The organism is Sphingomonas olei (genome assembly GCF_045369765.1).
Lineage (GTDB): Bacteria > Pseudomonadota > Alphaproteobacteria > Sphingomonadales > Sphingomonadaceae > Sphingomonas > Sphingomonas panaciterrae.
Map to the genome: position 1 here is coordinate 1 of NZ_JBIQEU010000007.1, position 19,851 is coordinate 19,851.

The following is a 19,851-nucleotide window of genomic DNA, read 5'->3' on the forward strand; positions in this document are numbered from 1 at the left end:
AGAAGCCGGGCCAACCTGACGAACACGACGTGGGCGCGCACCTTGTGCGGCGCCCGCCCCCGGATAGTGACGAACAGGTCATTACACTTGGCCGGGTGCTTCGCGCGGATCGCAATGTAGGCTTCGAGTGCTTGGCGCGTCGATGGCTGCAAGGCGATCAGTCGCTGCTTGCCGAACTTGCCGTTGCGGACGACCAGCCCATCCTCGACCAGATCGTTGCACTGTAGCGCGAGAGCCTCGGAAATCCGGAGACCTGTCGCCGCGAGCAGGCCGAACAGGTAATGGTACGTGTATGGGCTAATCGTGCCATGGGGCGGAACGTTCAATGCCGCCGCCATGATCGCCCGCACCTGGTCCGCTTCGATTATGGTCGGAGTGGGACGTGGCCGCTTCCCCCGGCCGAAAACGCCGACAGGCGGGACTTCGTTGTCTGGGTCCTCGGCATGAGCGAAAAGGCTGAAGTTACGAGCAGCGTCGTACCTATGGCGAGCCACGTTTTGCGAGCTTGCCGTGTGGCACCAGTCGTAGATGCGCTGCACTCGGGTGTGCCGGTCACCGAAGCGTTCAGCGAAAGCGGCGTATTGGCGCAGCAGTCGTTCCTGTTCCGAGAACTTCCGCCCCAAGCTGCGATACAGCGAGACGTATCTGGCAATCTGCGTGCTCAGCATGACGGTTCTCCCGGCCATGGCTGCGCGATTTTCATGAGCATCGGCAGGTCGACCTTGGCGTAGATGGCGGTGGTCTCGGGCGAGCTGTGGCGCAGGATCGTTCCAACGGACTCCAGCCCTGCGCCCGCGCGCAGCAAGTTGGTGGCAAGCGAATGCCGGAAAATGTGCGATCCGGTCGGCACGCCTTCGATCCCGCCGCGCTCATGCGTGCGTGCAACGATGCCGGCGATCTCCGCCGATGAGCGGAACGAACGGAACGGGGCTTGCGCGCGCACGAACAGATGCGGATCGGCGGTCTTGGGACGCGCCGTGGCAATGTAGTCCAGGATCGCGTCACCGACGTCCTGAGGCAATGGCAGGCGATCAGGCCGACGCGTCTTGCCCTTGACCGTCAGGTGGCCCGAGCGCCAGTCGATATCGTCGAGGTGCATATCCCGAATATCACCGGCACGCAGGCCAAGCCGGGCGAGCAGGAGAATGATGGCCTTGTCCCGAACTTCCACCGGGCGATCAGTCGGACATGCGCCGATGATCTGCTCGATCGTTGCCGGGTTAACGTGCCGGGGCAGCGTCGAAAGACGGTAGCGTTGCACTGATGGGATCGCGTGCAACAAAGCTGGACGGCAAATACCCTGCACGACCAGGAACCGAATATAGCTCCGTATTATCGTGACGAGCAGTGATGCCGAACCCGGCGTCTCCTTGCTTCGTTGTTGAAACGCCCGTCTGAGGACGGCTGCATCCCATTGTGAAGGCTCGCCGAGCATAGGCGCGAGCCGCCTGATATCGGCCCGGTAGCGCCGGATCGTCTCATCGGTCGCGCCGCGGTGTTGCTTGAGCCATGCCAGATATGCCGCCATGTGCGGGTCGTCATCCGACACCAGTTCGACTGAAGGGATGACACCGCGGTCGCGCAAGAACTCGACGAAGTGCCGAGCGCCTCGCCGCCGCCGCTTCGCGCCCGAGGCAACAAGCTTGCCTCGCTTGCGCCAGACCGGACATCGACAATCATGCGCGCCGTACTGGTCGATGATCGTGTCATCGATATCGGCCCATTGTCGTCGCGCAATGCGAAGCCAGGCCGCGAAATGCTCGGCCTCGGATCGATAGGACTGGGCCGGTCCTTGCGCGAGTTGCAAGCGATCGATCCCATCGAAATAGTCGGCGAGGTGCCGTGGCAGATCGTCGATCCCGTCGTCGACACCGACGTAGCCTTGATCCTCCAGGAAGCGGACGAAGCGCCTGACTCGCGCTGCAATGTCCGCCTTATAGACTGGCTGCTGCGCCGAATACCGGTGGCAACGGCACCGATGCTTCTCGAACCGCCGAACGGTCCGATCGTCGATCGTGCGGATCGCGATCCCATGCAGTTCCATCCAATGCAGGAAATGACGGGCCGCAGCGCCAAACAGAATCGCACTGCCTGACCTCTCGTCGAGCGACAGAGAGGAGAGGAATGCGGTGAGTAGAGCGTCGTGACTGGGCGGGTCTTCGACCCGGAGCCGGGCCGCTCGAAACGACAATAATGATCTTGATCGCATGTTGGTTCCTTCGACTTGTTCAGGTCGAGGGAACCGTAATTATCTGGAGTGAAATCATGGAAAACCGAAGGAAACCTGCGTCTCTCGCCGCCACGCTCGACATAAACTGCGACTGCAAAGAATATGTGTAATGTGGAGCTCCACATTAGATATATTCGCGCGCCTTCACGCCCTTGCGCATCGAGGTGCCGGGCAGCGGCTTGCGGATCGGCGATACCGACGCCTGCACCTCGTCGACGAAGGCCTGGTTGATCCGCGATGCCTCGGGGCCCAGCGGCACGCCAAGGAAACTGGTTGCCGCCAGGTCGAGGCTCAGCGCCTTGATCGCGCGATAGAATGGCGTCGGGCGATTGCCCCAGCTGCTCACCTGCGCCGCGATCCCGGCATTCAGCTCGGCGGCATAATGGCGCATCGGCTCCGGCTTGAACGCTACTGACAATGCCTTGCGGTCGGCGCGATGCTTCTCGAAATCCATCAGCATCAGGCCGCGCGGGAAGACGAGGTTCAGGATCGGGCCCCAGCCCTGTTCGGAGGAGAAATTCTTCTCCTTGTCGAACAGCACCAGCTCGTTCGCTTCCGGCCCCAGCAAGACCACGCCGTCGCCCCCAAACGTTCGGTTGCGATAGACCGGGCCGTACTTGGCCACCATCCTGTTGGTGAAGCCCAGCGGGTCCTTCAGCACCCTGAAGGTATTGCCGACGAACGGCAGCCCGCGGCTTCCGGGAATGTCCTTCAGCGCCGATGGAGGATTGGCCGGCAGCCAGTGCGGATTGGCGGCGAGCGTGTGCGCATAGGCCATGGTGGCAATCTCTCTCCCGATCTTACTTACACGAGTATAAGTAAGATATTATCGGGACGCCAGACCCCATGGCGTTGCGCGCGACCGATCCCGCAGCACGTTGAAAATACTGCCTTTTGCCGGCCATTCTGTCACCACAACACGCCGTCCACCGGCTGCAACGGCGTTGGCGCTTCGTCGCCGATCGATTGCAGCAGGTCGATCTCGATCGTCCGGCACATACCCGTCAGCGGGACGTCGTGGATCGTGTTGGCGAACGGGTCGACCAGGTCATCGCCGATCTGCAGCGCGGCGAGGAACATCAGCCCGGCGACGGTCGACCCGACCGGCGTCGCGATGCCCAGCGTCTCCACCAGCCCGATCGGCAGCAGGACGCAGAACAATCGCGTGAAGAACGTGGGGAAGAAGCGATATTGGTTGGGCAAGGGCGTGTTCTTGATCCGCTCCATGCCGCCCTGCGCGTTGGAGATGTCGACGAACAATCGCTCGAAATGCGCCTGCTGGATGGTGTCGATCCAGCCCCTCTGCCGCGCATCGTCCAGCCGTCGTGAGGATCCGTCGAGGATGCCGTTGGCGACGTTCGCGCGCTGCAAGGCAGGCTCCGCCTCACCGCGCGACAGGAAGCGCAGCACCTCGGCGTCGGCCGACTGACGGCGCAACTGGCACCGCAGCGCATTCACATAAGCGACGTGGCGCAGCACGATCGTGCGCTTCAAGTCCAGCGCCTCTTCGGGCAGCAGGTTGCGCGCCGTGCGGGCCAAGCTGCGCGATGCGTTGATCATCAGCCCCCACAGGCCGCGCCCTTCCCACCAGCGCTGGTAGGCGGAGTTCGTCCGAAAGCCGAGGAACAGCGCCAGCGCCGAACCGAAGATGGTCAGCGGCAGCGATGGCGCGGTGAACGGATAATAGAAATAGACTGCCGTGACGATGCAGTCCCACACGAACAAGGCCGCGAGGGGTCGCCACACTTCGCCAACGATATTGCCGAAGCGTGGAGTGGAAGAAACTATCATAAGGGAAGCAGCGGCTCGCTTGTGGATCGGATGATCCCATACGCGCGATCGCTGCTTCAGGTCCGTGACGAACCTTTTCCGCAGGCGGGCGCCCGCCCGCGCTGACTTAGGTGAGCGGAATCAGGCAAAGCGCTGCTGCAGCTGCAGCATCGCGATCGCCGCCTGCGCCGCGCCGCCGCCCTTGTCGAGCTGCGCCGGATCCGCGCGGCGGATCGCCTGCTCCTCATTCTCGGTGGTGAGGATGCCGTTGCCGATCGGGATGCCGTCCATGGTCAGCGCCATGATGCCTCGCGCGCTCTCGTTGGATACGATCTCGAAGTGGTAGGTCTCGCCGCGGATCACGACGCCCAGCGCGACGAACGCGTCATAGCGCCCGCTCTCCGCCGCCATCGCGATCGCGCCCGGCACTTCCAGCGCGCCCGGCACGGTCACCACCTCGGCGCTATGCCCCGCCGCCTCGATCGCCGCGCGCGCGCCCGCGATCAGCATGTCGTTCAGATGATCGTAGAAACGCGCTTCCACGATGAGGACGCTTGCCATGATCTCGCCTTTCTCCTCCCCGGCTCAGGGGAGCGCCGCCGGGGCGGCAAAAAAGGGGGCATTCCTTGTCCACGCCACCAGCCGGTGCCCCCTCCCGACTGGCGTTGCCGGCCGCTGCGCAAGCTGCTGGCCGAATATCTCCGTAAACAGGCCGTTATTCGCCGCCGGTACCCGGGATCGGCCGCTCGCCCACGATGGAAAGGCCATAGCCCTCCAGCCCGACGAGCGTGTGATGGGTGTTGGTCAGCAGGACCATTTCCTCGACGCCCAGCTCCGCCAGGATCTGCGCACCCACGCCATAGTCGCGCAATTCCTCGACTTCCGGCTCGCCGGCGCCCTTGCCCGCGGCACGCAGCTCCATGAAGCGCGTCACCACGCCCTTCATCGGGCGGTTGATCACCACGATCACGCCGGCGCCTTCCTCCGCGATCAGCTCCATCGACTTGGAAAGCAGCCCCGAGCGTTCGGAATTTTCGCCAAACATATCAACGAAGAAGCTCGCCGTGTGCATGCGCACCAGCGTCGGCTTGTCGGGGTCGATCTTGCCCTTCACCAGCGCGATCGTCTCGTCGCCGGTGGCCTTGTTGTGGAAGGTCACGGCCTTCCACTGGCCGCCCCAGCGCGAGTCAAAGGTCATCTCGGCCTTCTTCTCGACCAGATGGTCATGGCGCCGACGATAGGCGATCAGGTCGCGGATCGTGCCGATCTTGAGGTTGTGCAGCTGCGCGAAGGAGACGAGATCGTCCATCCGCGCCATCGTGCCGTCCTCGTTCATGATCTCGCAGATCACGCCCGAGGGATTGAGGCCGGCCAAGCGCGACACGTCGACCGCCGCTTCGGTATGGCCCGCGCGCACCAGCACGCCGCCATCACGCGCCACCAGCGGGAAGACGTGACCCGGGGTGACGATTTCTTCGCGGCTCTTCGACGAATCGATTGCCACCGCGATCGTCCGCGCGCGATCGGCCGCGGAAATGCCCGTTGTCACCCCATCGCGCGCCTCGATCGAGACGGTGAAGGCGGTCTCGTGACGGGTGCCGTTGTGCCGGCTCATCAGGTCGAGGCCGAGCGCATCGACACGCGACTTGGTCATCGCAAGGCAGATCAGCCCGCGGCCATAGCGGGCCATGAAGTTGATCTTTTCGGGCGTCGCCATCTGCGCGGGGATGACCAGATCACCCTCGTTTTCGCGATCCTCATCATCGACCAGAATGAACATCCGGCCATTCTTGGCCTCGTCGATGATCTCTTCCGGGGTCGAGAGAAAGGCGTGGCGCAGGCGCGCGAGTTCAGCGGGCTTTTGCACGATAATGTTCCATCCGTTGGAGGTAGCGGGCGAGCACATCGATCTCGATGTTGACGGCGCTGCCCGGCGCCAGATCTGAAAGCGTCGTCACCGCCTGGGTATGCGGAATGATGTTGACCGCGAAGATGGTCGCGCCATCGGGATCGTCCGTCACGTCGTTGACGGTCAGCGATACGCCGTCGACCGTGACCGACCCCTTGGTAGCGAGGAAGGGCGCAAGATCGCTTGAGACCCGGAAATCGACGCGCTTCGAATCGCCATCGGGCCGTACGCTGGTGACCTCGGCGATTCCGTCGACGTGGCCGGTGACGATATGACCACCAAGCTCATCGCCCAGCTTCATCGCGCGTTCGAGATTCAACCGACGCCCTTCGGACCATTGCCCCTGAGCGGTCCGCGTCAGCGTCTCGCCCGAGACGTCGAAGGCCAGCCAGTCAGGCCCCTTGTCGACGACGGTGAGGCAAACGCCCGAACAGGCGACCGAAGCCCCCAGGTCAATCTCAAGCGTTTCATAGCTGGTGGCGACAACGACGCGCGTATCCCCGCGCGTCTCAACGCGCGTAATCTCTCCGACGTCGGTTATGATCCCGGTGAACATCGCACCCGCTCGTAGACCTCGAGCCGATCGCTGCCAAGCTGGCGTGAATCGATCATTGCCCATCGATCGTGCGCATCGGCCAAGGCGCCCAACCCGATGTCGCCCAACGCATGCCTGCCGTCGCCGATCAGGATCGGGGCGCGATACAGCAGCAGGCGATCGACCAGATCCGCCGCGAGGAAAGCGGAGGCGACCCCAGCGCCCCCCTCCACGAGCAGACGATCGGCGGGAAGCCAGGCGATTTCCTCCGGGGCCGAGAGCTGAAGCACGTCATCACCCATGTCGTGGGTCGACAGGATCACGCGTTGCGGAGCGCGATTCTCCAGTCCCGGCAACCGCACGTCGAGCGCCGGGCGGTCGATCTCCCAGGTGCCTCGCCCTACCAGAATGGCCTCATGCCGGCTTCGTTCGAGATGCGCGTGCGCGCGCGCTTGCGGACCCGTGATCCAGCGGCTTTCGCCGTCAGCACGAGCGATGCATCCATCAAGCGAGGTCGCGAGCTTCAGCGTCACCTGCGGCCGGCCCAGGACGATTCGCGTGAGAAATCCGGCCAGCGTCGCGCGGGCCTCTCGCTCGCGCACACCAGATACAATCTGCACACCCGCCGCGGCGAGCCGCCCCAGCCCCTTGCCGTTGGTGCGCGGGTCAGGATCGGTCACCGCCGCGACCACGCGGTCTACACCGCTGGCGACCAGAAGGTCGGCGCAGGCGGGGCCGCGCGATGAGACATGGGCGCAGGGCTCCAGTGTCACATAAGCGGTCGCGCCCTTTGCCGCGCTTCCCGCCTCAGCGAGAGCCATCGCCTCCGCATGCGGCCGGCCGCCGGGCTGGGTCCAGCCGCGCCCGACAACAATGCCATCGCGCACCAGAATGCATCCGACGGAAGGATTGGGATGGGTGCGCCCCTGCCCGCGGCTGGCGAGCGCCAGCGCAGCCCCCATCCAGCGCTGGTCCGCGGACGACACGCCGGCGGTCAGAGCCCCCACTTCTTCATCTTGTCCTCAAGACGCTTGAAGGATGCCTGCCGCTCGGCCAGCGCCTTCTCGCGCTCCTCGATCTGCTTCTGCTTGATCGGGGCATCGATCGCCTGCTGCGCGCGAATCTCCGCCTCGCTGCGATCGAGGCGCCATTGCTGAACATAGATGATGTCCGGCTTGTAGACCTTCTCGACCTTCGAATCCTTGGCGAAGCCGATCAGCAGCAAGCCGGTCATAAAGACGGAGAGAAACAGGAAGAACAGTTCGTGCTTCTGCCGCTGATGCAGAAACAGGCGTAGGTCGCGCACCGCGCGGAACGGGCTTAGCCGGGCAAAGAACTGCATCCGCGCAACATAGGCGCGCGCGGCCGCGACGGCCAGACCCTGGTCCAATTAGCCGCCGGAAGCGGCGCGAAGTCGCGCGAGCGCCCGGTCGCGGCCGATCAACGGCAGCAGCGCCGCCATGTCCGGCCCGTGATCGCGACCGGTGAGCGCGCGCCGCAACGGCAGGAACAGCGCCTTGCCCTTGCGTCCTGTGCGCTCCTTCAGCCGCTCGGTCAGACCGTGCCAGGGGTCGCCATCCCAATCGATCGCCGCAGCTTCCTCGGCAGCAATGGCCAGATAGGCGCCATCGTCAGCCGATAGCGCCGCCGCTGTGACCGGCCCTTCGACCACGCCCCACCAGTCGGCCGCTTCCGCCACGGTCGAGAGGTTCGGCCGCACTGCTTCCCAGGCAACGGGCGTCATGGCAGGCGGCAAGCGGTCGCGCACCGCTTCGAATGGGAGCTGATGGACGATCCGCGCATTCAGCTGCATCAATTCCGCCTCGTCGAACCGCGCCGGCGCTCGGCCAAAGCGGGCAAAATCGAAAGCGGCAAGCAGCGGCTCCATGTCAACCGCGGGCTCAACCGGATCGCTGGTGCCGAGCCGCGCCAGCAGCGCCCGGATCGCCTGCGGCTCCACCCCCGCCTCGCGAAGCTGGTCGACGCCAAGGCTACCCAGCCGCTTGGACAATTTGCCCTCGGCGCCGGTGAGCAGCGCGGCATGGGCAAAGGTCGGCGGGGTGCTGCCAAGCGCGGCAAACATCTGGATCTGCAAGGCGGTGTTGGCGACATGGTCCTCGCCGCGCACCACATGCGTGATCCCCATGTCGACGTCGTCAATCGCGGACGGCAGCATATACAGCCATGAACCATCGGCGCGGCGCACGATCGGGTCGCTCATCGTAGCGGGATCGAACCGCTGGTGACCGCGGATCATGTCGTCCCATTCGATCGGCGCGCCATGATCGAGCCGGAAGCGCCAATGCGGCTTGATGCCCTCCGCCTCCAGCCGCGAGCGATCCGCATCGCTCAGCGCCAGTGCCCCGCGATCGTAGATGGGCGGCAGTCCGCGGCCCAGCTGGATCTTTCGCTTGAGGTCCAGTTCCTGGCTGGTCTCATAGGCGGGGTAAATACGTCCGGCCGCGACCAGCGCATCGAAGCGCGCCTGATACAGATCGAAACGCGCCGATTGCCGCGCCTCGCCATCAGCCTCAAGGTCCAGCCACGCCAGATCCTCGCGCAGCGCCTCGACGAACCGTTCTTCACTACGCTCCTGATCGGTATCGTCGATCCGCAGCATGAAGCGGCCGCCATGAGCACGCGCGAACATCCAGTTGTGCAGCGCCGTGCGGATGTTGCCGACGTGCAGCCGCCCGGTCGGTGACGGGGCAAAGCGGGTAACGATGGTCATGTCGGCGCCGGTACGCCCTGCGACGCGCGACGGCAAACGTCCTCTGAGTGCGTCGCACGATTGAAACATATGCCCGGCCCGCTAAGGGGGCGTCACGAAAGGGCGTGCTGACATGAAACTGATGACCGGCAACTCCAACCTGCCGCTGGCACGGGACATCGCCTCCTATCTGGAGCTCCCGTTGACCGAGGCTCTGGTGCGGCGATTCGCCGACGAGGAGATCTTCGTCGAGATTATGGAGAACGTCCGCGGTGAAGACGTTTTCCTGATCCAGTCGACCAGCTATCCGGTCAACGACAACCTCATGGAGTTGCTGATCTGCATCGATGCGCTGAAGCGCGCGTCGGCCAAGCGGATCACGGCGGTCCTTCCCTATTTCGGCTATGCGCGGCAGGACCGGAAGCCCGGCCCGCGCACGCCGATCTCGGCCAAGCTGGTCGCCAACCTGATCACCACGGCCGGCGCCGACCGCGTGCTCTCCGTCGACCTCCATGCCGGTCAGATCCAGGGCTTCTTCGACATCCCGACCGACAATCTGTTTGGCGCGCCGGTCATGTCCGCGGACATCCTGGCGCGCTTCGGGTCGAAGAACCTGATGGTCGTCTCCCCCGACGTGGGCGGCGTGGTGCGCGCGCGCGCGCTCGCCAAGCGGCTCGACAACGCACCGCTGGCGATCGTCGACAAGCGCCGCGAGCGCGCCGGCGAGTCGGAGGTGATGAACATCATCGGCGACGTGGAAGGGCGCTTCTGCATCCTGATCGACGATATCGTCGATTCCGCCGGCACGCTGTGCAACGCGGCCGCAGCGCTGCGTGAGGCGGGCGCCGAGGACGTCGTTGCCTATGTCACCCATGGCGTCCTCTCCGGCGGTGCCGTCGCCCGGGTCGAAGGGTCGGCGCTGCGCGAGCTGGTGATCACCGATTCGATCGGCAACCAGGAAGCCATCAGCCACGCCAAGCGTATCCGGCACCTGACGATTGCACCGCTCCTTGCGGAGGCGATCCGCCGTATCGCCGACGAGACCAGCGTCTCCTCGCTGTTCGACTGAGATCGCCGGGTGCATTCCTGACACCTCGCACCGCTGGTGACTACCGGCGGTGCGGTGGATCGGACGCATCGTAAATGGTAGGCAGGCGCCGCGAGCCATCCTTCTCGCCTGAACAGGGGAGCACGCCTGCATGGCGGAATTCTTTCCGGCGCTGAACGACGCGCATCGTGCCTTCATCGCCCGGCAGCCGGTCTTCTTCGTGGCAACGAGCGCGCCCGGCGCGCGGATCAACCTCAGCCCCAAGGGCATGGACACGTTCCGCGTTCTGGACCCGACCACCGTCGCCTATCTCGACGTTGCAGGATCGGGCAATGAGACCAACGCGCACCTGCTCGCCGACGGGCGCATCACCATCATGTTCTGCGCCTTCGATCAGCCCGCACTGATCTTTCGCATCTACGGTCGGGGCCGCCCAGTCCTTCCCCAGGATCCGGAATGGCGCGCGCTGTATAGCGAGTTTCCGCCACTGCCCGGCACGCGGCAGATCTTCGTCGTGGCGATCGACCAGGCGCAGACGTCCTGCGGCTGGGGCGTGCCGCAGATGACGCTGGATCATCCGCGTGAGACGCTGAACAAATACAACGCCAAGTACAGCGATGAAGAGCGGCTGGCCTATTGGCAGGGCAGCAACGCGAAAAGCATCGATGACTTTCCAGTACGCACGCCAGACGCGCTGCCGCGCTGATGCTGGTCGAACTGGGTCGCTATGACCGCAATCTTGCCAGCATCCTCGCCGCGCGACTGGAGAGCGAAGGAATAGTCGCGCTCACCTTCGATGCCGGGGCGTCGATCGCCGACGGCAGCTGGTTGCTGATCCCCGTGCGCCTGATGGTCGAAGAGGATGATCTTGATCGTGCCAGGATGGTAGTCGACGGTGCCTAATTCTTGAGCATGTTTTCGCATCTGCACAAAAAGTAACGTGTCAAATGTGGTTGCCGTGATCATGCACTAGGCAGCGACGGTTTGGCACATCTGTTGCGAAGTACCTTTCCGGGTAACGGAAGGGGGCGCGATGAAACTGGTCATAGCCATCATCAAGCCGTTCAAGCTCGACGAAGTGAGGGAAGCACTCACCGGGATCGGGGTGGCGGGGATGACAGTCACCGAGGTGAAGGGTTTCGGGCGCCAGAAGGGGCAGACCGAAATCTACCGCGGCGCCGAATACAGCACCAACATGGTGCCCAAGATCAAAATCGAAGTGGTTTGCCCGGTCGACCTCGCGGATCGCGTGGTCGAGGCGGTGCAGGCGGCCGCGAACACCGGCGCGATCGGTGACGGCAAGATCTTCGTCCTCGATGTCGGGCAGGCGGTGCGCATCCGCACCGGCGAAACCGACGATACGGCACTCTGAGGGGGGTGGTGATGAAGCAGATAATCAGGACTGCCCTGGCATTGGGCGTGGCGGCAACAGCCGCGGCGGCGGCACCCGCCTGGGCCCAGGCAGCCGCGCCGGTGCCCAACAAGGGCGACACCGCCTGGATGATGACCGCGACCGTGCTGGTCATGACGATGATCGTACCCGGGCTGGCGCTGTTCTATGGCGGCCTCGTACGGACCAAGAACATGCTGTCGGTGCTGACCCAGATCCTGGCCGTCGCGAGCTTCGCGATGATCATCTGGGTGACCTACGGCTACACCATGGCGTTCGGTGACGGCGGCAACGCCTTTATCGCCGGGTTCAACAAGCTGTTTCTTGCCGGGGTCAACGCCGACTCGACGGCGGCGACCTTCACCGACGGTGTCGTCATCCCGGAATATGTCTTCATCGCCTTCCAGATGACCTTTGCGGCGATCACCGTCAGCCTGGTGGTCGGTGGCCTGGTCGAGCGGATGAAGTTTGCCGGCCTGATGGTCTTTGCGCTGATCTGGCTCACCATCGTCTATTTCCCGATCGCGCACATGGTGTGGGCGGGCAACGGCCTTCTCTTTAATTGGCAGCCCGCCGCGCTCGACTTCGCCGGCGGCACGGTGGTTCACATCAACGCCGGCATCTCGGCGCTGGTCGGGGCGATCATCATCGGCCCGCGGCTGGGCTACAAGAAAGAGATCATGGCCCCGCACTCGCTGGTCATGACGCTGATCGGCACCGGCCTCCTGTGGGTCGGCTGGTTCGGGTTCAACGCCGGATCGGCGCTGGAGGCCAATGGCTCGGCGGCGATGGCGATGATCAACACCTTCGTCGCCACGGCGGCGGGTGTATTGTTCTGGATGCTGACGGAACGGATGCTGGGCCACAAGGGATCGATGCTCGGCGCCTGCTCCGGCGCGATCGCCGGCCTGGTCGCGGTGACCCCGGCGGCGGGCAATTCGGGGCCGTTCGGCGCCATCCTGCTGGGTGCGATCGCGGCCATCATCTGCGCCTATTTCGTGGTCGCGGTGAAGCCCAAGCTCAGCCTTGACGACTCGCTGGATGCGTTCGGAATCCACGGCATCGGTGGCATCGTGGGGTCGATCGGCACGGCATTCACCATGCTGCCGGGCCTCGGCGGGCCTGGCGCTGCAGACTATGCCCTGGGGCCGCAGCTCGTGACCCAGGTGGTCGCGGTGCTCATCTCGGTGGCCTGGGCCGGCGTCGGATCCGCCATCGCCTTCTCGATCGCCAAGGCGACCGTCGGGCTGCGGGTCAGCGAAGAGGTGGAGCGCGAAGGGCTCGACCTCAGCGAGCATGGCGAGCGCGCCTACAATTATTGACGAGATTGGGAGCCGGCTGCGGCCGGTTCCCAGACGATGTTCCTCCTGCGGACGCACTAGGCCCGGTACGAAAGTGCCGGGCCCTTTTTTATGGGCCATCGGCCACGACGAGGCGTCGACCGGAGTCGTTCGGCCGCTTCTGGCCGCCTTTGGGCGCATTCGGCCCTTTATGGAGTAATCCGGCCCTAGCCGCGGCGCGCGGCGCCGCGCGGCAGCAGCAGGCGCAATTCGCGGTTGGCGAAATCGATCTGAACGCGGGTGAACAGTTTCAGCACGTCCATGCCGAGCATGATCGCCGGTTTCTTTTCCAGCCCGAACACGCGGAATGGCGGCACGTCGGCAAAGGCCACCGGCATGTCGCGGATCTCCGCATCGCCGATCTTGATCGACTTGACCGACCCATAATCGGCGACGAGTTCGCCGCCCGTCACGCTGATCAGCGTGATCGGGGTGACCTTGCCGCGCTTGGCGAGCCGCTTGCGCAGCGCGAGGTTGCCCATCGACACCACGCTGCCGGTATCGAGGATGACGCGGACCCGTTCCCCGCCGACCCGCGCGTCGGTGACGACGAGCTGGCCGAACAGGCTTTTCGCCTGGATGACGATTTCGTCGGGCGCGCGGCGGACCCGCTCGCCGCGCTTGCGCGCCGGCGTCACCGTCATCCGCTGCTGATCGAAATCGATCGCCAGCGCATGGCCCTGAAGCGCGTCGATGCCGAGCATGCCGGGCGCGCCGAGGTTCGCCGCCGATAGCGCCGGCGCCTCGATCCGCTCCCCGCCGAGCGTGCTGACGGAAATCGACGGGATCACCACCGTGCCGACATCCTGTGTCCCGGTCATCCCGGTCAGGCGGACGTTGCGGCCGCCGGGCAGGCGGAGCCGTGCGGCCAGTTCACGGCTGATCACCGTTCGCTGGGCGCCGGTATCGATGACGAACTGATAGGGCCCCGCCCCCGCGATCTGGACCGGCACCGTCATGCGCGGGCCGTCGACGCCGAAATCAAGATGCTCGCCGGTCGGCACCGCCGGATCCTCGGCGTGGCCGAGCCCGATGTGCGCGGCGTAATCGGTGATCGGCGCGGGCGGCATCACGGGCTGCTGATCGTCCGCATTGGCGAGCAGCGACAGGAGCGGCAAGGCAAGCCAGCGGCGCATACAGCGATGAAGCGCCCGATCCGGACCCTTGTCAATCGTTATCCCCGGCGGCGGAAGCCTGCGGCCTCAGTCGAGGCGCATCGCCTCCCCGGCGAGTGCCTCCGCCTCGATCAGCAGCGCATCGTCCGCGCTGCCGGTGGCGACTCGTTCGCGGCCGATCAGCACCAGCACCGGCACCGCAAGCGGGGACACACGCGGGAGATCGACGTGGAGCATCGTCCCCGCCGCGCGATCGAGCAGGTCGGCGAGGCGGCCGACGTCGGTCATGCGCGCGCGGGCGTCGGCCCAGGCAGCCTCCAGCAGGATATGGCCCGGTTCGTACTTGCGCAGCACGTCGTAGATGAGGTCGGTGGAGAAGGTGACCTGCTTGCCGGTCTTGCGCTTGCCGGGATGCTGCCGCTCGACCAGCCCGCCGATCACCGCGACCTCGCGGAAGGCGCGTTTCAGGAGGTGCGACTGCTGCACCCAGTCGACGAACTCATGTTCGAGAATGTCGGGTGAGAAGAGCGCCGCGGGATCGGTGACCGGATCGATCGAATAGGTGGCGATGGCATAATCGTTGGCGACGAAGCCAAGCGGCTTCAGCCCCGCGGTTTCCATCCGCCGCGTGATGAGCATGCCGAGCGACTGGTGCGCGTTCCACCCCTCAAAGGAATAGGCGACCATGTAGTTGCGCCCTTCGCGCGGGAAGGTTTCGACGAGCAGCTGGTCGGGGTGCGGCAGCGCGGAGCGGCGGGCCTGGATCTCCAGCCATTCGCGCACGTCATCGGGGAAGCGCGCCCATTCGGCGGGCGTATCGAGGAAGCCGCGGACGCGATCGGCGAGATTGGTGGAGAGCGGCATCCGGCTGCCGCCATAAGTGGGGATTCGCGCGGGCCGCGCGGTGGCGCGGACGATCAGATCCTCGGTATCGATCTTCTCCACCTCAAGGCTCATCCCGGCGAAGAAGAAGGTGTCGCCATGGCTGAGCGTGGAGGCGAACGCCTCCTCCACCTTGCCCAGCGCGCGGCCGTTGCGGAAGCGGACCTTGAGCATCGTCGCCTCCACGATGATTCCGGCGTTGAGGCGATGCTGCGCAACGAATTTCGGATGGCTGACGCGCCACAGGCCATCGGCATCCTGCGTCAGCCGCTTGAACCGATCATAAGCGCGCAAGCTGTAGCCACCGTCGCGAATGAAGCCGAGCACCTTGTTGAACAGTTCATCAGTGAGCGCCGAATAGGGCAAGGACGAGCGGATCTCGTCAAGCAATGCGGCCTGATCGAACGGAGCGGCGCAGGCGCAGGCCATGACATGCTGCGCCAGCACGTCGAGCGCGCCCATGCGGAACACATCGGTATCGAGCTCGCCCGCCTCCACCGCGTCCAGCGCGGCGCGCGCCTCGAGATATTCGAAGCGGTTGCCGGGGACGACGATCGCCTCCGACGGCTCATCAAGGCGGTGGTTGCTGCGGCCGATGCGCTGCAGCAGGCGCGACGAACCCTTGGGCGCCCCCATCTGGATCACGCAATCGACATCGCCCCAGTCGACTCCCAGGTCGAGGCTGGCGGTGGCGACCAGCGCGCGCAGGCGGCCGCCGGCCATCGCCGCCTCCACCTTGCGCCGCGCCTCTTTTTCCAGGCTGCCGTGATGGATGCCGATCGGCAGCTGCATCTCGTTCGCCTTCCACAGATCCTGGAAGATCAGCTCGGCCAGGCTGCGGGTGTTGCAGAAGACGATGGTGGTCTTGTGAGTCTCGATCTCCGCCATCACCTGCGCCGCGGCATAGCGGCCGGAATGGCCCGCCCAGGGCACGCGATCCTCGGGCAGCAGGATGGCGATATTGGGATCGACGCCGGTTTCGCCCTGCACCAGGCTGACGCTGTCGATATCGCCGTCGGGGGCGAGCCAGGCGCGATAGCCGTCGGAATCGGCGACCGTGGCGGACAAGGCGACGCGGCGCAGGCCGGGCGCGATCGCCTGAAGCCGCGCCATGCATAGCGACAGCAGGTCGCCGCGCTTGCCGGTGGCGAAGGCGTGCACCTCATCGATCACGATCGTGCGCAGGCCGGCGAACATGGTGAAGCTGTCGGGGTAGCTGAGCAGCAGCGACAGCGATTCGGGCGTGGTGAGGAGGATCTGCGGCGGCTTCACCCGCTGGCGGGCCTTGCGATCCGACGGGGTGTCGCCGGTGCGGGTTTCGACGCGGATGTCGATGCCCATTTCGTCGAGGCCCATTTCATCGAGGGGCGTGACGAGGTTGCGCTGAATGTCGACCGCCAGCGCCTTCAACGGCGAGACATAGAGGGTGTGGAGCCCCTCGGTCGGCTGCTCGATCAATTCCGCAAGCGTGGGGAGGAAGCCGGCGAGCGTCTTGCCCGCGCCGGTCGCGGCAACGAGCAGCGCGTGCCGACCGGCGCGGCCCTCGGCGAGCATGTCGAGCTGGTGGCGGCGCGGAGACCAGCCCCGCGACGCGAACCAGTCGGCCAGCGGGGTCGGAAGTGAAACAGTCATCGCGTCGACATATAGGGTCGCCATACCGTTTCAGAACGCCGCGCCTGCATCGTCGCCCGGCCGCGGCAGGTGGCGCTTTGCGGCGGCAGCCCCTGACGCAGCACACTCGGAGCACACTCTCCCCTGAGGGAGCGGCGGCATAGCGTCCTGGCGATCAGATCACGCGGCTGTCCCAGCGCCCGGCTCGCAGGGAGGCGCTGTCACCGCGGGATCGGCCGCCGCCGACCGCGCCGGCCAAGTGACGGCGCGGCGCGACAATCAGCCGCGCGCGGCGTCCTCGCGCGATTGTTCCTCGTACAGCCGGTGAGTCGCCTCTTCGGTGCGGCGTTCCTGTTCCGGGGTCACCTTGTTGCGGAACTTCGCAAAGGCGATCGCGAGGCCCAGGATGATGAAGCCGCCGATGACGACGAAAACCCAAAGGCTGTCGCCCAAAGCCTGATGTTCCATGCCGCACTCTCCTTTTTCTGTTGTTCCCACAACGAGGCGCCGGGGCGATTTGATCCGCTCGTGCGTACTGCCCCCATGCCCAAGCTTGGCGACTGGCTCGAACCTCACCCCCATGGCATCTTCGTTCGCCCGGCTGATGCCTGGGTCGATCCCTCCCTGCCCCAGCCACGCGCGCTGGTGACTCATGGCCATGCCGACCACGCGCGCGGCGGGCATGGCGCGGTGTGGGCGACGCCCGAGACGCTGGCGATCATGGACACGCGCTATGGCGAGCAGGCGGGACACCCGGTAGGCTATGGCGATAGCGTGCGGCTGGGCGAGGTGCAGGCGACCTTCGTTCCCGCCGGCCATGTGCTGGGCTCGGCGCAGATCCTGCTGGAATATCGCGGCGAGCGGATCGTCGTGTCGGGCGACTACAAGCGCCGGCCGGACCCGACCTGCGCGCCGTTCGAGCCGGTGGCGTGCGATGTGTTCATCACCGAGGCGACGTTCGGCCTCCCCGTGTTCCGCCACCCCGATACCGGGGACGAGATCGACAAGCTGGTCGCGCGGCTGCACGCCAACCCGGATCGCTGCGTGCTGGTCGGCGCCTATGCGCTGGGCAAGGCGCAGCGGGTGATCGCCGAGCTGCGCGAGCGCGGGCATGAGGCGCCGATCTATATCCATGGCGCACTGCAGCGATTGTGCGACCTTTATGCCGATCATGGCGTTCGGCTGGGCGAGTTGATCCCGGTCGCGGGGGTGCCCAAGGCGGCGATGGCGGGGCATGTCGTGATCTGCCCGCCCGGCGCGCTCAACGATCGCTGGTCGCGCCGCCTGCCCGATCCGATCACCGCGATGGCGAGCGGGTGGATGCGGGTGCGCCAGCGTGCGCGCCAGAAGCTGGTCGAGCTGCCGCTGATCATGTCCGATCATGCGGATTGGGACGAACTGACCGACACGATCGAGGAGATCGCGCCGCGCGAAGTGTGGGTGACGCACGGGCGCGAGGAGGCGCTGATCCACTGGTGCGCGATGCGCCAGATCAAGGCGCGCGCGCTGGCGCTGGTCGGCTTCGAGGACGAGGACGATTGATGCGTGTGCGGCAAACGCTTGCGCGCGGCGAAAGACCGGCCTAGGGCGCGCTACTTCCAGGACATGCGGAGCGGTGGCCGAGTGGTCGAAGGCGCTCGCCTGGAAAGTGAGTATACGGCAAAACCGTATCGAGGGTTCGAATCCCTCCCGCTCCGCCACTCTTCTTTCTCTTATATCCCATCCCCGCTGACGCCTCCCGGGCGCTAGCGCTCCAGCATCAGGCCGCCGTCGGCGAGCATGTCGCGCAAGGTGCGTTTCAGGACCTTGCCGGAGGCGTTCTTGGGCAGTTCGGCGATGAAGGCGACGGCCTTTGGCTTCTTGTAGCTGGCGATATGGTCGCGGCAGTGCCGGATCAGCGCGGCGGCGTCGGTGGCTTCGCCGTCGCGGGTGGCGATGATCGCGACGACGCTTTCACCCCACACGGGATCCGCCATGCCGACCACCGCTGCCTCCAGCACGGCGGGGTGGCGGTAGAGCACTTCCTCCACCTCGCGCGGGTAGACGTTCTCCCCGCCAGTGACGATCATGTCCTTCTTGCGATCGACGATGGTGAGATAGCCGTCAGCATCCCAGCGGCCGACGTCGCCGGTGTGGAACCAGCCGTCGGTGAAGGCCTTGGCGGTCGCCTCAGGATTGCGCCAATAGCCGGTGAGGACCTGATCGCCCTTCACTACGATCTCCCCCTCTACGCCGGGCGCAACGTCGGCCATCGCCTCATCGACGACGCGGACTCGGGCGAGCAGCATCTGGCGGCCGACCGAGTTCAGGATCGGCAGGCCCTCATCGATCGCGCGATCATGCTCGTCGGCGGTCAGGACCATGACGTTGCCGGCAAGCTCGGTCATGCCGAAGCCAGTGCCGAAGCGCACCTGCGGCCATTTTTCCCGCGCACGCAGCAGCACGGCGGCGGGCATCGCGGAGGCGCCATAGCCGACGTTGCGCAACGAGGAGAGGTCGTAACCGGGCATGGCGGGGTGATCGAGCAGCAGCGCGATCATCGTCGGGGCGGCGGCGGTGGAGGTGATGCGGTGGCGTTCGATGAGGGCGAACAGCGTTTCGGGCACGAAGTTTGGCAGGATGGTCAGCTCCGCGCCGCGCAGATGGTTCACCACCATGCCGTAGCCGGCGACGTGATACATCGGGAAGGTGAGCAGATAGTGGGAATCGGGCTCCTTGTCCCAGCTCGCCAGGCTGTTGAACACGGCCGCCATGACGTTGCGATGGGTGAGCATCGCGCCCTTGGGCAAGCCGGTGGTGCCCGAGGTGTAAAGCAGCCAGGCGATCGAATCCTCTGATGGCGGGGGCAGCGGTTGCGGCGTGCCGCTGGCCAGCAACGCATCGAAGCTGGCCGCCCCCTCCGCCGCGGCACCGATCACCAGCAGGTGCCGGACCGAAGGAATCTGATCGCGGATGGCGCGGATTGCGCCGAGATATTTGTCCTGGACGATCAGCACGCTGGGCGCGGCATCGTTGATGATCCAGGCGAGCTCGGCCGGGGCGAGGCGGTAGTTGAGGAAGGTTAGCGTCATGCCGGCGCCGGGCACGGCATAATAGCAGAGCGCATATTCGAGGCAGTTTTCGGCGAGGATCGCCACCCGGTCGCCCGGCTGCGCGATGCCGAGCAGCGCCTGCCCGAGCCGCCAGCAATCGTCGCGCATCTGGCTGTACGTGATCGCGCGCTCGTCCAGGCGCACCGCGACACGATCGGGCGCCCGGTGCGCCGCATGCACCGGAACCTCGCTGAGCAGCATTCATCCTCTCCTGTCTGT

The 19,851-nt window shown here is 65.6% G+C and carries 19 protein-coding genes, 1 tRNA gene and 1 pseudogene; 7 read left to right on the forward strand and 14 right to left on the reverse strand.

Going from position 1 to position 19,851, the window contains the following annotated elements; genetic code table 11:
* The 10 genes and pseudogenes from ACH0BU_RS09690 to gltX form a co-directional block, all read right to left on the reverse strand.
* Positions 1-668 (reverse strand): tyrosine-type recombinase/integrase (locus ACH0BU_RS09690; protein WP_500263998.1); only part of this gene is annotated, 668 nt, incomplete at its 3' end.
* Positions 662-2,191, reverse strand: coding sequence for a site-specific integrase (locus ACH0BU_RS09695; protein WP_500263999.1), 1,530 nt, complete (start codon positions 2,189-2,191; stop codon positions 662-664). The genes ACH0BU_RS09690 and ACH0BU_RS09695, both read right to left, overlap by 7 nt.
* 166 nt (positions 2,192-2,357) lie before the next feature.
* Positions 2,358-3,008, reverse strand: a pseudogene (locus ACH0BU_RS09700) (cytochrome P450); the annotation flags it as partial.
* A 131-nt stretch (positions 3,009-3,139) separates the two neighbouring features.
* Positions 3,140-4,021, reverse strand: coding sequence for a bestrophin family protein (locus tag ACH0BU_RS09705; RefSeq protein WP_046409009.1), 882 nt, complete (start codon positions 4,019-4,021; stop codon positions 3,140-3,142).
* Between the two features lie 120 nt (positions 4,022-4,141).
* Positions 4,142-4,561: a 6,7-dimethyl-8-ribityllumazine synthase gene (gene ribH, locus ACH0BU_RS09710; protein WP_296218823.1), complete on the reverse strand. Its 420-nt coding sequence runs from the start codon at positions 4,559-4,561 to the stop codon at positions 4,142-4,144.
* A gap of 154 nt (positions 4,562-4,715) precedes the next feature.
* Positions 4,716-5,906 (reverse strand): 3,4-dihydroxy-2-butanone-4-phosphate synthase, encoded by a 1,191-nt coding sequence (gene ribB / locus ACH0BU_RS09715; RefSeq protein WP_314471891.1) that lies wholly within the window; start codon positions 5,904-5,906, stop codon positions 4,716-4,718.
* Positions 5,851-6,465, reverse strand: coding sequence for a riboflavin synthase (locus ACH0BU_RS09720; protein WP_125946164.1), 615 nt, complete (start codon positions 6,463-6,465; stop codon positions 5,851-5,853). Before ACH0BU_RS09720 ends, ribB begins: the two co-directional genes overlap by 56 nt.
* Positions 6,447-7,406, reverse strand: a complete 960-nt coding sequence (gene ribD, locus ACH0BU_RS09725) for a bifunctional diaminohydroxyphosphoribosylaminopyrimidine deaminase/5-amino-6-(5-phosphoribosylamino)uracil reductase RibD (RefSeq protein ID WP_417158970.1) — start codon at positions 7,404-7,406, stop codon at positions 6,447-6,449. The genes ACH0BU_RS09720 and ribD overlap by 19 nt, the downstream gene beginning before the upstream one ends.
* 32 nt (positions 7,407-7,438) lie before the next feature.
* Complete coding sequence (locus ACH0BU_RS09730) at positions 7,439-7,834, reverse strand: hypothetical protein (protein ID WP_231621914.1); 396 nt, start codon at positions 7,832-7,834, stop codon at positions 7,439-7,441.
* Positions 7,835-9,175: a glutamate--tRNA ligase gene (gltX, locus tag ACH0BU_RS09735; protein WP_046409004.1), complete on the reverse strand. Its 1,341-nt coding sequence runs from the start codon at positions 9,173-9,175 to the stop codon at positions 7,835-7,837. It abuts the gene before it with no gap.
* Between the two features lie 112 nt (positions 9,176-9,287).
* Between gltX and ACH0BU_RS09740 the strand changes: the two genes are divergently transcribed.
* The 5 genes from ACH0BU_RS09740 (at position 9,288) to ACH0BU_RS09760 (ending at position 12,914) form a co-directional block, all read left to right on the forward strand.
* The gene (locus ACH0BU_RS09740) at positions 9,288-10,223 is read left to right on the forward strand and encodes a ribose-phosphate pyrophosphokinase (protein WP_046409003.1); all 936 of its coding nucleotides are present in this window, start codon (positions 9,288-9,290) and stop codon (positions 10,221-10,223) included.
* Between the two features lie 130 nt (positions 10,224-10,353).
* A complete protein-coding gene (locus ACH0BU_RS09745; RefSeq protein WP_500264000.1) occupies positions 10,354-10,908 on the forward strand; it encodes a pyridoxamine 5'-phosphate oxidase family protein in 555 nt (184 codons plus the stop codon).
* The gene (locus ACH0BU_RS09750) at positions 10,908-11,105 is read left to right on the forward strand and encodes a putative signal transducing protein (RefSeq protein WP_417158962.1); all 198 of its coding nucleotides are present in this window, start codon (positions 10,908-10,910) and stop codon (positions 11,103-11,105) included. The genes ACH0BU_RS09745 and ACH0BU_RS09750 overlap by 1 nt, the downstream gene beginning before the upstream one ends.
* Positions 11,106-11,235: 130 nt before the next feature.
* The gene (locus ACH0BU_RS09755; protein ID WP_046409000.1) at positions 11,236-11,574 is read left to right on the forward strand and encodes a P-II family nitrogen regulator; all 339 of its coding nucleotides are present in this window, start codon (positions 11,236-11,238) and stop codon (positions 11,572-11,574) included.
* A gap of 11 nt (positions 11,575-11,585) precedes the next feature.
* Positions 11,586-12,914: an ammonium transporter gene (locus tag ACH0BU_RS09760; RefSeq protein ID WP_314471885.1), complete on the forward strand. Its 1,329-nt coding sequence runs from the start codon at positions 11,586-11,588 to the stop codon at positions 12,912-12,914.
* A 185-nt stretch (positions 12,915-13,099) separates the two neighbouring features.
* Here ACH0BU_RS09760 and ACH0BU_RS09765 read toward each other — a convergent pair whose 3' ends face one another.
* From ACH0BU_RS09765 to ACH0BU_RS09775, 3 genes are all read right to left on the reverse strand, one after another.
* Positions 13,100-14,068, reverse strand: coding sequence for an aspartyl protease family protein (locus ACH0BU_RS09765; protein WP_314471883.1), 969 nt, complete (start codon positions 14,066-14,068; stop codon positions 13,100-13,102).
* A 66-nt stretch (positions 14,069-14,134) separates the two neighbouring features.
* A complete protein-coding gene (locus ACH0BU_RS09770; RefSeq protein ID WP_314471881.1) occupies positions 14,135-16,561 on the reverse strand; it encodes a ligase-associated DNA damage response DEXH box helicase in 2,427 nt (808 codons plus the stop codon).
* 258 nt (positions 16,562-16,819) lie between these two features.
* Positions 16,820-17,008, reverse strand: a complete 189-nt coding sequence (locus tag ACH0BU_RS09775; RefSeq protein WP_046408997.1) for a hypothetical protein — start codon at positions 17,006-17,008, stop codon at positions 16,820-16,822.
* A gap of 75 nt (positions 17,009-17,083) precedes the next feature.
* On the opposite strand from ACH0BU_RS09775, the gene ACH0BU_RS09780 reads away from it, so the two are divergent.
* Together ACH0BU_RS09780 and ACH0BU_RS09785 are read left to right on the forward strand one after the other, a co-directional pair.
* Entirely contained in the window at positions 17,084-18,082 is a 999-nt protein-coding gene (locus ACH0BU_RS09780; protein WP_296221558.1) for a ligase-associated DNA damage response exonuclease, read from the forward strand.
* 67 nt (positions 18,083-18,149) lie between these two features.
* Positions 18,150-18,240, forward strand: a tRNA-Ser gene (locus tag ACH0BU_RS09785).
* A 45-nt stretch (positions 18,241-18,285) separates the two neighbouring features.
* Here the strand turns inward: ACH0BU_RS09785 and ACH0BU_RS09790 are convergent.
* Positions 18,286-19,833, reverse strand: coding sequence for an acyl-CoA synthetase (locus ACH0BU_RS09790; RefSeq protein WP_296218851.1), 1,548 nt, complete (start codon positions 19,831-19,833; stop codon positions 18,286-18,288).
* Positions 19,834-19,851: the final 18 nt, after the last annotated feature.

Excerpts from the sequence above, each read along its gene's own strand:
- ACH0BU_RS09705 (WP_046409009.1), bottom strand. The coding sequence starts at position 4,021 with ATGATAGTTTCTTCCACTCCACGCTTCGGCAATATCGTTGGCGAAGTG.
- ribH (WP_296218823.1), bottom strand. The coding sequence starts at position 4,561 with ATGGCAAGCGTCCTCATCGTGGAAGCGCGTTTCTACGATCATCTGAAC.
- ribB (WP_314471891.1), bottom strand. The coding sequence starts at position 5,906 with ATGTGCTCGCCCGCTACCTCCAACGGATGGAACATTATCGTGCAAAAG.
- ACH0BU_RS09720 (WP_125946164.1), bottom strand. The coding sequence starts at position 6,465 with ATGTTCACCGGGATCATAACCGACGTCGGAGAGATTACGCGCGTTGAG.
- ribD (WP_417158970.1), bottom strand. The coding sequence starts at position 7,406 with ATGGGGGCTGCGCTGGCGCTCGCCAGCCGCGGGCAGGGGCGCACCCAT.
- gltX (WP_046409004.1), bottom strand. The coding sequence starts at position 9,175 with ATGACCATCGTTACCCGCTTTGCCCCGTCACCGACCGGGCGGCTGCAC.
- ACH0BU_RS09740 (WP_046409003.1), top strand. The coding sequence starts at position 9,288 with ATGAAACTGATGACCGGCAACTCCAACCTGCCGCTGGCACGGGACATC.
- ACH0BU_RS09745 (WP_500264000.1), top strand. The coding sequence starts at position 10,354 with ATGGCGGAATTCTTTCCGGCGCTGAACGACGCGCATCGTGCCTTCATC.
- ACH0BU_RS09750 (WP_417158962.1), top strand. The coding sequence starts at position 10,908 with ATGCTGGTCGAACTGGGTCGCTATGACCGCAATCTTGCCAGCATCCTC.
- ACH0BU_RS09755 (WP_046409000.1), top strand. The coding sequence starts at position 11,236 with ATGAAACTGGTCATAGCCATCATCAAGCCGTTCAAGCTCGACGAAGTG.
- ACH0BU_RS09760 (WP_314471885.1), top strand. The coding sequence starts at position 11,586 with ATGAAGCAGATAATCAGGACTGCCCTGGCATTGGGCGTGGCGGCAACA.
- ACH0BU_RS09765 (WP_314471883.1), bottom strand. The coding sequence starts at position 14,068 with ATGCGCCGCTGGCTTGCCTTGCCGCTCCTGTCGCTGCTCGCCAATGCG.
- ACH0BU_RS09770 (WP_314471881.1), bottom strand. The coding sequence starts at position 16,561 with ATGACTGTTTCACTTCCGACCCCGCTGGCCGACTGGTTCGCGTCGCGG.
- ACH0BU_RS09775 (WP_046408997.1), bottom strand. The coding sequence starts at position 17,008 with ATGGAACATCAGGCTTTGGGCGACAGCCTTTGGGTTTTCGTCGTCATC.
- ACH0BU_RS09780 (WP_296221558.1), top strand. The coding sequence starts at position 17,084 with ATGCCCAAGCTTGGCGACTGGCTCGAACCTCACCCCCATGGCATCTTC.
- ACH0BU_RS09790 (WP_296218851.1), bottom strand. The coding sequence starts at position 19,833 with ATGCTGCTCAGCGAGGTTCCGGTGCATGCGGCGCACCGGGCGCCCGAT.